This window comes from Shewanella sp. SM32, assembly GCF_025654235.1.
Taxonomy (GTDB): Bacteria; Pseudomonadota; Gammaproteobacteria; order Enterobacterales; family Shewanellaceae; genus Shewanella; species Shewanella oncorhynchi.
The window spans coordinates 17,291-29,154 of the sequence record NZ_JAKKRO010000065.1; the positions used below are offsets into that span (position 1 = coordinate 17,291).

The following is an 11,864-nucleotide window of genomic DNA, read 5'->3' on the forward strand; positions in this document are numbered from 1 at the left end:
AACCTTACTCATGTTGAAATAGCTCTAATGCAGCGAACTCTCAGTAAATCAGAGAAACTATCTGATGATGAAATTGTCAGCCTTACGAAAGTGCGAAAAAAGACAGTATCCATATCATTGTCCAAAGCTACCATTTCAAAACTTGACCGCTTAGCCAATGAAAAGAACGTAAGCAGAAGTGACATTATTGAAATGCTAATTAATTCTCTGTGAGCTCCGTCGACCTTTTGTTGCCCCAAGCGGTATTTGAATATATCGAAGTTGATTACAACAAAACGAGAAGGCATAGTAGCGAATGGCTACCTCAGCGCAGAAGCATTTGAATTAAAGAACATTGCTTAGTAACGTGTCCATTTTTAGTACTGGGGATAACAAAGCTTGATCCCGGCCTGGACAGAGAGGTCGTTATTGCTTGACTACTTAAAAATGAACTTTTTAAAATTGTTCTTGTTAAATTCTTCTCCCTCTTATCTTTTTAAAAGGAATTACAGTTGAGACGTCTACCAATATATCTACTACTTGATACGTCCGGTTCAATGCATGGAGAGCCTATAGAGGCAGTAAAGAATGGTGTTCAGACTCTACTTACAACGCTGAAACAGGACCCATATGCACTTGAAACAGCATATGTTTCAATTATTACCTTTGACTCTTCTGCTCGACAGGTCGTGCCTCTTACGGACCTTATGAGTTTCAATGTGCCAGGATTATCAGCAAGTGGTACCACCTCTCTTGGAGGTGCCCTTTCGCTTGTGGCAAGTTCAATTACCAAAGAAGTACAGAAAACTACAGCAGACACAAAAGGTGACTGGCGTCCTCTAATTTTCTTAATGACCGATGGTTCTCCAACCGATGACTGGCGAAAAGGTCTAAATGACTTCAAAATGGCCAGAACTGGTGTTGTCGTAGCCTGCGCTGCAGGGCATGATGCTGATATCAGCGTTCTCAAAGAAATCACTGAAATCGTACTTCAGCTTGATACTGCAGACAGTTCGACGATCAAAGCTTTCTTCAAGTGGGTAAGTGCAAGCATCTCGGTGGGTAGTCAGAAAATTGAGTCAAATAAAAAAGAAGTGATTGGTCTTGATGACCTGCCACCGCCACCAGCTGAAGTTAATGTGGTCTTATAATTTTATGGATTAAGGTGATGTTATGTCTGTAAGTTTGAGTAAAGGCCAGGGTGTTAGCCTAAAAAAAAATGAATTTGATCTTTCTTCGGTTACTATCGGTCTTGGATGGGATATTAACGAGGAAAAGAAAGGTATTCTAGCTGGAATTTTTGGCAAGAAAGAAGAATACGACCTTGATGTCATTGCTTTTCTTTGTAACTCAGCCGGAAAGATAGCCTATCTTGGTAACATGGAAAATGGCAAACATACGCTCGTAAACGGCGATATCATCTTTTTCAACAGCCTTCGCCATAAATCGGGTAATATCTGGCTTACTGGAGATAACCGAACTGGTGCGGGTGATGGAGACGATGAGCAGATAATTGTTCGCTTGAACTCACTTGATACTCAGTATGAAAAAATAGTGTTTATCGTTCAGATTTACAATGGTAAAAAGCTGCAGCAGCATTTCGGTAAGGTTCAAAACGCGTTTATTCGAGCAGTAGATGCGCGCAATATTGAAATGGCGCGATTCGATCTTTCTGGCGGACCTTCTTTTATAAACCAACGATCCATGGTATTTGCTGAGTTAATACGGGAACCTACAGGTTGGAAACTGAAGGCAATTGGTGAGCCTTCAGAATCAGATTCATTTGTTTCACATCTAAGGAATTACAGCTGATGCGACGCCTGCCAGTTTATCTGTTAATCGACACATCCGGCTCGATGCGCGGAGAGTCAATTCACTCAGTAAATGTTGGGATACAAGCGATGTTAAGTTCCCTTCGACAAGATCCTTATGCCCTAGAAAGCGTTCACATATCAATTATTACTTACGACAATGAAGCTCGTGAGTTTATTCCGCTTACTCCATTAGAAAATTTCCAATTTTCTGACATTGTTGTCCCCAGTGCAGGCGGAACTTTCACTGGAGCGGCTTTGGAATGTCTGATGCATTGTGTTGACAGAGATGTAAGACGCTCAGATGGCGATACAAAAGGTGACTGGCGCCCTTTGGTCTTCCTGATGACTGATGGAATACCCTCCGATGCTTGGGCTTACGGTGAAGCAGTAAAAGCTATCCGTTCTCGGATGTTTGGCTCTATCATTGCCTGCGCAGTAGGTCCTAAAGCAGGCCAAGAACATTTAAAACAGCTTACTGACAAGATAGTCTCTTTGGAAACTTTGGATTCTACCGCGTTTGCTGGTTTTTTTAAATGGGTTTCGGCCAGTGTTTCTTTTGGTAGCACTAGCGCTGGAATCAATACCGGATCAGATACACTTCCCCCCCCACCATCGGAAATCCAGTTGGTGCTCTGAAATGTCAGAAAGGCGCTGTTTACCTCCGCAGCGTTTTTTGTAGGGCCGCTTTTGGTTGGCCAAGAATAGCTTGAAGAGGATTTCTATGAGACGCCTTCCCGTGTTTTTTGTTCTGGACTGTTCAGAGTCCATGATCGGTGAAAACCTGAAAAAAATGACTGATGGTCTGCAAATGATTATTGGTGATTTAAGAAAAGATCCACATGCGCTTGAAACTGCTTGGGTTTCGATAATCGCATTTGCTGGTATTGCACGCACTATTGTACCTCTTCATGAGATAGCTACATTCTACCCCCCACGTCTACCCGTTGGAGGCGGTACGAATCTCGGAGCAGCATTGCGTGAGTTGGCCATACAAATTGATACTCAAGTCAAGAAAACCACCAATGAGACAAAGGGAGACTGGAAACCTGTCGTTTATCTCCTTACTGACGGCCGCCCAACGGACAATCCAACCACAGAACTGAAACGCTGGAAAGATCATTACGCCAGCAAAGTGAATCTTATTGCCGTTGGCTTGGGTCCATCAGCAGATCTTAATATCCTTAGGCAACTGACAGAAAACGTCATGTTATTCACTGAATCAAAGGAAGGTGATTTTACTAAATTTATCAAGTGGATAACTGCCTCTATCACGGCGCACAGCCGCAGCGTAGGTGAAGAAAAACAGCCTGAACTCAACCAAACTGAATACATAGTCCGGCTTGCGAAAGACGAGCTAGTAAGAGCTTACGATGAAAACTGCGTTACGCTTACCGGCCGTTGCAGTAAAACGCGTCGTCCTTATCTAATGAAATATGAGCTCCCATCAACAAGAGTTACAGGATTAGATTTCAGCCTGAACTTGAACAGTTTTAATATTGCAGGTTGTTATCCAATTGATGAGGACTACTTCGTATGGTCTGACTCATCAGTTACAGGACTTCAAGTAAATACTAGTGAGCTACATGGCGTACCCGGATGCCCTCATTGTGGCAATGCCAGTGCGTTTGCGGTGTGCTCTTGTGGTAAATTACTATGCATTGATGGTCCAGATGATTTGATTTGTCCATGGTGCGAGAAAGGTATATCGTTCAGCAGTGATGGCGGGATTTCTAATTTTGACGTAAGCCGAGGGAAAGGCTAATTATGCAGAATTTACCTTCTTTGGAAAAACAGATTCATACCTTAATAGGAGATAACCTTAACCACAGAGCTGGGGCAAACCTTAAGGAACTTATTAAGCAGGATAAAGAGTTACGTGAGCATTATAAGAAGTTAATTGAGTTAATTAAGGAATTTGAAATTAAGTGCGATGAAATCCTAAGGTTAAATCAACCTGCCCAGAGTGGGCAAAACGATGATATTTTACAGCAAGGTGTTGCTCAAGCTCCGCTTCATCATGATACAGCGATTAAAGACAATCATGAAAATAATGTTGTTAAGCAAACAGAGTTTCTATCAGAAAGTCATAATCCTCAATCAACACCTAAATCTGGAATTCAACCTGACCACGTAGTTGTTGAGAGTAAAACTGATGAAACTTCATCATCAGTCCCCGCTTCGACTAACTGCATAAATTTTGAATATACAAATAATTCTCAAAAAGCAAGTAATGGACCTCATCCTGAGAAGTGGGAACGCATCCAACTTGAAGAGTACAGTAACCTGAATAAGAGTGAAGGCGCAAAACTCTCATCGGCTTCACTCGTCCCGGGAATGGTACCGCCTGCTCAGCAACTGTCCAAAAATCAAATGAAACATTTAGCTGCTCCTCAGGCAAAAATTGAAATTCCTAACGCACGAGCTCGTGAACACTTTTCTTCTTCGGTTGGTATTTCACTCGACAATGGTAAGCAAGCAAAAATTATTGATGTGCTTTTTCCTCGGGATATAGGTCTCTCTTATGATAGTGAACAACATTTGGTCATCGGCATACCTACTGAAAGTGGGGATTTCCAAATTTCTGTACTGTGGTCATGCGATTTAGATGAAAAATACGAAGATAAGGCACTTCTTATTGTAAACCCAGATCCACGAAGTTTATGGAAAGTGCTTGAGCCACCATCAGACGCAAAATATCGTAAAGAACATCTGAAATCGGCTGGATTACAAAGTAAGGATTTGCGGATAGCAGCTTCAAGCCGCAGGGGTAGATCACACGAACACGCAGGCAGTTTCAGAGATGATGACTTTTACATCAATTTCTGCAATCAGACGGAATGGGCCATCATGCTCGTCGCAGATGGAGCAGGAAGTGCTGTAAACTCTCGTGAAGGCTCTCGTATCGCAGTTTTAACTGCTGGGGAATATCTTTATGAGCAACTTAATGGGCAGAAAGGGATCACTCTAAAAGAGCACGTAATGGCTTGGGAAGTTATTGATAAACAGGTAGTTATAAATGCTATGCTACATCATTTCAAGCAAGCAGCTACGCTCGCGGTCAATAGTATACAAAATGAAGCCATTCGTGCAGAAGAACCGGTGAAATCCTATTCCACAACCTTGTTGGCCACAATTTCGCTTAAGGTTGGCTCTGAACTATTCGCTGCAGCATTCTGGCTAGGCGATGGAGCCATAGCGGCCTATAGCCCATCAGGTAAAGTTAGGATTCTTGGGAACCCAGATAGCGGGGAATATGCGGGTCAGACTCGGTTTCTCGACCAGCGTATAATTGATGACTCTTCATTCACAGGGCGCATAAGTGTGGGTAAATGGAATGATGTAGCACAATTGATTCTGATGACTGACGGTGTTTCTGACCCGTATTTTGAAACCGATAACGGTCTTCGTAGTGATGAAAAATGGACTCGCCTCGTAAATGAACTATCCCCCATCCTTGTTGATGTCAATATCGCACCTGAAAAATTAGGTGAATGGCTGAACTTTTTCTCCGCAGGGAACCATGATGACCGCACAATAGCGGTATTGTGGTAATAGACATGCTTCACTGGTGATAAATATGGCAAATATTGTTACATGTACAACTAAGGACGGCCAAACAGTTCAGTTTGTTGATGAAGTAATTGGTTCAGGTGCAATGAAAGATGTTTATTTTTCGCCTGACAAATCCTATGTTGTTGCTTTCTATCATAAGCCACAAAGTGTTCAGGCTAGAGAACGGATAGATATGATTACTGGTCGCTACAGACAGAATATCTTTGACCAGCCAGGGGGGGATTACTGGGAAGGTCTTTTTTGCTGGCCAACTCACATTATTGAGCATGAAGAAAAAATAGGGATTGTCGTACCGACATATCAGAGTCATTTTTTCTTTAAATACGGGTCAAAGAATGATGATTTCCTTGGTATAAAAGGTCGCGAGAAAGAAGGTAAATGGTTTGCTAGTGCAAGTAATCAGAATAAGTTCCTCGATCCACGTGAACGTGGTAATACGCTAACTTTTCTTCAGGTTTGTATTCGTTTGGCCAGAGCGGTTCGAAGGATCCATGCAGCAGGTCTCTGTCATAGTGACCTAAGCTATAAAAACGTTTTGGTGGACCCAGAACTGGGCCATGCCTGCATTATCGATGTAGACGGACTAGTTGTTCCTGGAAAGTACCCTCCAGATGTGGTTGGTACGCCAGACTTTATTGCTCCTGAAGTGGTAAAAACCAGCCATCTACCGAAGGAAGACCCAAATAGAGTACTCCCCAGCATCACTACGGACCGCCATGCTCTATCTGTTTTGATTTACATGTACCTATTTTTTCGACACCCTTTACGGGGTGGAAAAATTCATGATATGACGGACGAAATGCGGGATGAAACCTTGGCAATGGGAGAAAAGGCATTGTTCATTGAACATCCTGGTGATAACAGCAACGCCGTAAAGATAAATCAACTATCATCGTTTTCTCTACCTTGGGCAGACCCGAAAAAAATCCCCTACTCCATCATGGGTCCCTATATAACACCTTTATTCGATAGAGCTTTTATAGATGGGTTACATGACGCGACCAAACGCCCAACAGCCGATGAGTGGGAAACTGCTTTAGTCAAAACGATGGATTTGATACAACCTTGCCAAAACAAGAACTGTCAACAAAAATGGTACGTTTTCTCAGGTAAAACAAAACCAATCTGCCCTTACTGTGGAGCTCCATACAAAGGGAAATTACCTATTCTTAACCTATATTCATCGCGTAAAGTCGGCAGTTATCGACCAGATGATCACCGTCTGATGGTCTGGAGCGGGCAGTCAATTTATGCATGGCATGTCAATCGTCTTATCGCACCAAATGAACGAACAAGTGCAGAACAAAAAAAACGGGTAGGTTACTTTGTTTATCATAATGAACAATGGTGGTTAGTAAACGAAGGTATTCAAGGGTTAATATCTCTGCCAGACAAACGTCATGTAGCTGTGGGAGAAAAGATAGAACTGAGAGATAACGCTCAATTTGTTTTATCACAGGAAGATGGTGGTAGACTGGTAGTCGTTCAGTTGCTAAATAATTAAATAACTTTAATTTCAAAGCTTTAGCGGTAAATTACTTCATAATAACTTGAGAGATTAGTATTGCTCTAAAATTTAGCCTTATATCACAAATATGATTCATGGAATATGCAATAAGCCATTTCTTCACCAACTGACGTATTGTAAAAAGCTAAGCCCCAAAATTGGACTAGAATATTCCTGAGCGGTTAAACCGGTATTAGCACGTAAACTGTCCGCCGCGCTCCAGAGCAGCTTCCCAGCTGCTCCATTTTTTGAAATCTACCATCTTGATGAGTTACCCGATAAAATATTAGGATCAATTCTATCAATAACTCACGAACAAAACACACCGCTTATCAAATAAGCATCTGATAAAAAAGAAAAATCATCACATACCGATTAACTTGTAATAAGTCTTCAATGTTAATGGTAGCTTATGTTTCTTTTTTGTTAACCAATCATGGCCGCCTAGTTTTTTATCTAATTGAGTTCGTGATAATTGGTTGTTGTGTTGTTGCATGATAGATATCACCTTACTGATCAACATCGCGTCACGTTGTTGCCAGTCGACCCTAGGCTTAGCAACCGGTTTTTGAGCAGAAGGAAGATTCGACTCTAGCCATGGTTTTTCATATGCATACAGCCAAAAAAAAGCGGCATTACATGAGAGCTTAATCTGTTGCCTTATCGCCTTCGGTTTCCGCTGGATAAATCTGGTAATTTGAAGCTTGTATCTTCTCCTTTTAGACTCATGCCGACATTGTTTACGCCATTGAACTAACTCAGGCGATGTAGAAATTTGCTGTTCTACACTTCCAACAGATATACCCACTCGTTTAGTAATTGCATTTCGATGAAAGCCTTTTTTGGCGAGAAACATAATCTTGGATTTCATAACATCGGTTATCTGTTTAGGTTTAAGGTTAACGGGGATATTAAGCCTTAATGCGAGAGCTTTAACATAACAACGACTTTTACCTATGAGCCGCGCCACACTTGCCATCGATTCACCTTGATGCAGTAATGCAATGCACTTGCTTTCTAGTTGATCTGCTGGAGCGGAATCATTCGGCACAGGATCATTATGTTCTTCACAAGGCAAATGCTTAGATAGCCAGAATTCCAACAAGAGGTACTTAAATGGATGTTGAGAAACCTTACCCGAAAGCAAATACGAAACATACCTAAAGTCTGTTGGTGACTCGGGCAACAGATGTTGTGACGGGTAAGCTAGGTTTTGAGTAAATTGATAGAAATCTTCGACTAGTCTCTTTCTACGAAAATGCCCATCTTGAGTGACAAAACCTAGTTTATCGAGCTTGGCGATTATGTCTTTCACATTGAAGATCTGATTATTTTTGCTTACACCGTTAAGGTAACTGGCAGCATATTTTGCTAACTCATAGCTAAGTGAACTACTTTGTTTTGGGCTTATATCTACTTGAGGTAAGAAACCATGGCTCAGCTTTGATCTTTCAACGAGGGGAAGATGAACTAGCCATACTTGATGCTTATAGCAGGACTCGACACCAGGGATTTGATGAGAACGATGCCAATACGATGTACCAAACTCTTGGATATTTTCTATTGCACATTGGGGACAAAACTTAATAGATAAAGACTCTTTTTCTTTGACACTTGTTAACTGACAAGCCCTGATGGCATAGGCTGCATTACTAGACACTAGCCCTTTGGAAATAGTTGATTGATAAGATGGCAAGAAATGAATAAACAAGGGCGCAAGCGTCTGCTCATTCATCAATTCAACTGGCGACTCCAGACTAAACTCACTAAGTTGAGAAAGTCCAGCAGTCAAATAAGGGTGAATAGTGACCTTGTGATTATCGAATACAGTCGAGAGATAATTCTCAATTGTCATGCCGGTTAGAGTGAAATGTCGGACAATACGGCTAAATAAGATTTCATCAGGAAAAGCTAGGGGAAATATCATTTTCCCCCCCTAAATATAATATCAGTTGTTCAATGACTAAATTTTAGACGAAATTGTGAATTGCAGTATTTAAGATTGAGGTAATCTTTTCGAAGGGCGGCTAATACAGGTCATTTAACGGATCATCAAGCATTCGTTTTTTTTGCCTCAAAAAACTAATGGGATCTTCTAGCCCTGCGGCCTGTTGAAATATATCAGGATCTTTTATTCTATCGAGTAAATCAACTGCACCCAGTAACTTAATTAGTTTAGAGGAAAACTCTGGATGCTGCGGTTTTGTGATATCGCCAGTTTTATCTACAGTGAGCACTTTTTGTGGATCAACTTTTGTGCTGCGACGCTGTTTTCCCGTTGGTAACGCAATAGAACCTTTTAACTCTTTAACATCATTGGTTTGCAGTGATAGTGCACATGCAATTGCATAACCCGCCTCAAGCGTTGATACTGTTATTCTCTCATCAACACTGCCTATCAATAAGCGTTGTGCCTCTCGATAAGTACGACTCGCCATGTCAATATTACCGACAGAGAGTAGGTGGAGGGAGTCATTAAGCTCATCTGTCAATTCTGTGTATACATTAGTCCACTGGTAGTTCCAAAGCTGGGCTATAAATGCTTTCCACGAATCACTATCCTTCGCAAGAACTGACATTGTATGGTGATACCCACTTTCAGCTCGTCTAGCAGCTTTTAGCTCGCTCACTAAGGTCTGATCAAATGGAGGGTTAGCAACAAAGAAAAGAGGGACGCCTAATTTGTTCACTAACCGATGCAAAAACCTAAGTAGATTATTCTCACCACCTGTTCGTTTGAAATGTAAGTTTTGCATCTCGTCTATAACTAACATTCCTAGAAAGCTAGATTTAATGCATTGCTCTAATTGGCGAACAAGTGCACCAATCGTTCCTGCTGGTTTAGTCTTTTCTCTATCCAATGAAAGATCTAACGCTGCTAAAATTTCTTCACACAAATCTCTTACGCTTGAATTACTTGGGCAATCGACCTTTATCCAAACAACTTGCTTTCGAAGAGCTAAAGGATGCTCTTTGTATGAACCATGCTCAATTACGTTAGGAAAGTAACTAAGCACTTGCTCAAGCATAGAGGTTTTGCCTACACCGCTTTCCCCAATTAGCGTTAAGCCCTCTCCTTTGGGTTGAAAGAAGCCTGTTCTAGGCTCTATTTCTGGTCTTTCATCCACTAAATAATGCAAGTATTGTGCGGTAGTAGGGGTTAGTGGATTTTTTGCGGAATATCCTTTTTTGATAGCTCTTTCTATAGCCCGAAAACATGCTTGATAATCTGTTAATGGCTGTCTGATCTCTTCTATACGATTTAGATACTCATCACGAACTAAAGGGTCTCGATGATCAGCTATATCTTCAGCATAATCTGGGTAATTACTGAGTTCTTCCATCACCGCTTCCCAAGGAAGCTTAGGGCGAAGGGCTTCTATAAGTGGATTACCTTGATGTTCAGGCAAAATTGCATCTTGGTATACAGCAGGTTCAACTCTCATGACTATCCTCCGTTAGATCTTCTTTTCCGACCTTTTGGCAACGGAATAACCTTATTATCCGTAGATACAGGATCTGGCACCTTATTAGTAATTGAAGCCTCAGGCTCTGGGATAATTATGTTTGTGGTTGCTTCTAGCTCTTCTTGTCGACGCTGACGAATATTACTAGTTTTATCCCTATAAGAGGCTTTCTCATCATTTTTGCTTCGGCGTTTAGCTTGCTTGGTCACTTCCTGCCGATGCTTATGAGCGTCAATTGAGGCCGTTGATATTGGAGTTAGCTCTTTTTTTGTATCTAGCCAGTCTTGAATGAAGTCTGACTCATACATAGACTTATCAGCCAACATTCGACTACGAGGTAACAAGTTACACCTAATGAACTCTCTGTTTTTATCTAAGCGAACATAGATGTAATTCGTTGTATTCTCATCAATTCTCGCCTCTAGCCTCCAACGTCCTGATGTCCTAGCGACAGATGCAAAGTTACGCTCTTCCACTTCTGAACACGAGTAATACATCCCATTAAAATATATCCCGCTTCGAGTCATGCTTACTTCTGCTGAAGGTAGCAACCTGGCTATCACTTCATCAGCATTAGCTGATTGAAGTTCATGCCTATGATTTGTGATATGTATTTTCCAGTAGTTCAACGGAGTTGGTGATAAGTCGTTTTCAATGAGTAAGGGGCTAGAAAAAGCTAAATCATCAAGAATCGAACGATTATGTTCTAGTACCGCCTTTATTATTTCAGCCGTAACTTCCTTAAGCGTAAAGATTGCGTCTTTTCTAGGATCTCGACTTCCTCGTACAACCAAGCCGCCTCTAGTTGTACCCAGTAACTCATGAAGTACTTCTTTATTAATAATATCAAATCGTTTTTCTACCACGCCCTTACAATCCGGTCTATATGGTGGAGTAAATGATAATTGCGTCATTGGCGTCAACGCTTTTCTAGGTTGAATCCCAATCATTTCACCGTTGTCACAAACCAACTCTTTAGGAACGTGAGCACAGGGCCATTCAGAGTTTTCAATATCAATACCAAAACTTTTACAATAATTAGATTTGGGTAAGAAGCTATTCGTTAATGCCTGACGAGCAGCACGCCATGATGCATGATAAAGCGATACGTGCATACCAACTATCATTCGGCTCGCTCTGTCTGCAACAATGTAAATCGTAGGTCGTCCCAAGACATACTGGGACCCAAGCTCGGACACAATATGCACATCGGCGACTGTGGCATCAATTTCAAAATGAGTACCTGGAAGATAACTTCGATCTGTAATGCTACCTAGTGTAGTGGCACACTAATTTTGGCCACCTAAATAGAGGTGATATTATTACCTCGTAGATGACTTTAGGTGAACACATGAGATCGACAACCAGAAAAACATTTAGTGCTGAATTCAAACTTGAAGCAGCCCAATTAGTCCTCGATAAAAACCATAGCATCATCGAAGCTGCAAAGGCGATGAACGTTGGTAAGTCCACTATGGATAAATGGGTGAGACAGTTAAAACTAGAACGCCAGGGTGGCACACC

12 protein-coding genes are annotated in these 11,864 nt (G+C 41.5%); 8 read left to right on the top strand and 4 right to left on the bottom strand.

Going from position 1 to position 11,864, the window contains the following annotated elements; all coding sequences use genetic code 11:
- Positions 1-27: 27 nt before the first annotated feature.
- The 7 genes from L5M10_RS24235 to L5M10_RS19755 all read left to right on the top strand — a co-directional run bounded on the left by L5M10_RS24235 (position 28) and on the right by L5M10_RS19755 (position 6,870).
- Positions 28-213, top strand: coding sequence for a ribbon-helix-helix protein, CopG family (locus L5M10_RS24235; RefSeq protein WP_411569019.1), 186 nt, complete (start codon positions 28-30; stop codon positions 211-213).
- Positions 214-491: 278 nt separating this feature from the next.
- Entirely contained in the window at positions 492-1,130 is a 639-nt protein-coding gene (locus tag L5M10_RS19730) for a vWA domain-containing protein (RefSeq protein ID WP_069453652.1), read from the top strand.
- A gap of 22 nt (positions 1,131-1,152) precedes the next feature.
- Positions 1,153-1,791 carry a TerD family protein gene (locus L5M10_RS19735; RefSeq protein ID WP_069453653.1) on the top strand — a complete coding sequence of 213 codons (639 nt, stop codon included), beginning with the start codon at positions 1,153-1,155 and terminating at the stop codon, positions 1,789-1,791.
- Complete coding sequence (locus tag L5M10_RS19740; RefSeq protein WP_069453654.1) at positions 1,791-2,429, top strand: vWA domain-containing protein; 639 nt, start codon at positions 1,791-1,793, stop codon at positions 2,427-2,429. The genes L5M10_RS19735 and L5M10_RS19740 overlap by 1 nt, the downstream gene beginning before the upstream one ends.
- An 85-nt stretch (positions 2,430-2,514) precedes the next feature.
- Positions 2,515-3,555: a TerY-C metal binding domain-containing protein gene (locus L5M10_RS19745; protein WP_069453655.1), complete on the top strand. Its 1,041-nt coding sequence runs from the start codon at positions 2,515-2,517 to the stop codon at positions 3,553-3,555.
- Between the two features lie 2 nt (positions 3,556-3,557).
- On the top strand, positions 3,558-5,345 hold the full coding sequence (locus L5M10_RS19750; RefSeq protein ID WP_080612480.1) for a PP2C family serine/threonine-protein phosphatase: 1,788 nt from the start codon (positions 3,558-3,560) through the stop codon (positions 5,343-5,345).
- A gap of 25 nt (positions 5,346-5,370) precedes the next feature.
- Positions 5,371-6,870: a helix-hairpin-helix domain-containing protein gene (locus L5M10_RS19755; RefSeq protein ID WP_263255774.1), complete on the top strand. Its 1,500-nt coding sequence runs from the start codon at positions 5,371-5,373 to the stop codon at positions 6,868-6,870.
- Positions 6,871-6,993: 123 nt separating this feature from the next.
- On the opposite strand, the gene L5M10_RS19760 is transcribed toward L5M10_RS19755, so the two are convergent.
- The 4 genes from L5M10_RS19760 to L5M10_RS19775 all read right to left on the bottom strand — a co-directional run bounded on the left by L5M10_RS19760 (position 6,994) and on the right by L5M10_RS19775 (position 11,467).
- Positions 6,994-7,128: a type I restriction-modification system subunit M N-terminal domain-containing protein gene (locus tag L5M10_RS19760; protein WP_317630152.1), complete on the bottom strand. Its 135-nt coding sequence runs from the start codon at positions 7,126-7,128 to the stop codon at positions 6,994-6,996.
- A 109-nt stretch (positions 7,129-7,237) separates the two neighbouring features.
- The gene (locus L5M10_RS19765; protein ID WP_263255775.1) at positions 7,238-8,800 is read right to left on the bottom strand and encodes a TnsD family Tn7-like transposition protein; all 1,563 of its coding nucleotides are present in this window, start codon (positions 8,798-8,800) and stop codon (positions 7,238-7,240) included.
- Positions 8,801-8,900: 100 nt separating this feature from the next.
- Positions 8,901-10,319, bottom strand: a complete 1,419-nt coding sequence (locus tag L5M10_RS19770; RefSeq protein ID WP_263255776.1) for an ATP-binding protein — start codon at positions 10,317-10,319, stop codon at positions 8,901-8,903.
- Positions 10,320-10,321: 2 nt separating this feature from the next.
- A complete protein-coding gene (locus tag L5M10_RS19775; RefSeq protein WP_263255777.1) occupies positions 10,322-11,467 on the bottom strand; it encodes a Mu transposase C-terminal domain-containing protein in 1,146 nt (381 codons plus the stop codon).
- A gap of 224 nt (positions 11,468-11,691) precedes the next feature.
- Here L5M10_RS19775 and L5M10_RS19780 point away from each other — a divergent pair.
- Positions 11,692-11,864 (top strand): transposase (locus L5M10_RS19780; RefSeq protein WP_263148818.1); only part of this gene is annotated, 173 nt, incomplete at its 3' end.

Coding starts and splice junctions, on each gene's coding strand:
- L5M10_RS24235 (WP_411569019.1), top strand. CDS start 28: ATGCAGCGAACTCTCAGTAAATCAGAGAAACTATCTGATGATGAAATT.
- L5M10_RS19735 (WP_069453653.1), top strand. CDS start 1,153: ATGTCTGTAAGTTTGAGTAAAGGCCAGGGTGTTAGCCTAAAAAAAAAT.
- L5M10_RS19740 (WP_069453654.1), top strand. CDS start 1,791: ATGCGACGCCTGCCAGTTTATCTGTTAATCGACACATCCGGCTCGATG.
- L5M10_RS19745 (WP_069453655.1), top strand. CDS start 2,515: ATGAGACGCCTTCCCGTGTTTTTTGTTCTGGACTGTTCAGAGTCCATG.
- L5M10_RS19750 (WP_080612480.1), top strand. CDS start 3,558: ATGCAGAATTTACCTTCTTTGGAAAAACAGATTCATACCTTAATAGGA.
- L5M10_RS19755 (WP_263255774.1), top strand. CDS start 5,371: ATGGCAAATATTGTTACATGTACAACTAAGGACGGCCAAACAGTTCAG.
- L5M10_RS19765 (WP_263255775.1), bottom strand. CDS start 8,800: ATGATATTTCCCCTAGCTTTTCCTGATGAAATCTTATTTAGCCGTATT.
- L5M10_RS19770 (WP_263255776.1), bottom strand. CDS start 10,319: ATGAGAGTTGAACCTGCTGTATACCAAGATGCAATTTTGCCTGAACAT.
- L5M10_RS19775 (WP_263255777.1), bottom strand. CDS start 11,467: ATGATAGTTGGTATGCACGTATCGCTTTATCATGCATCATGGCGTGCT.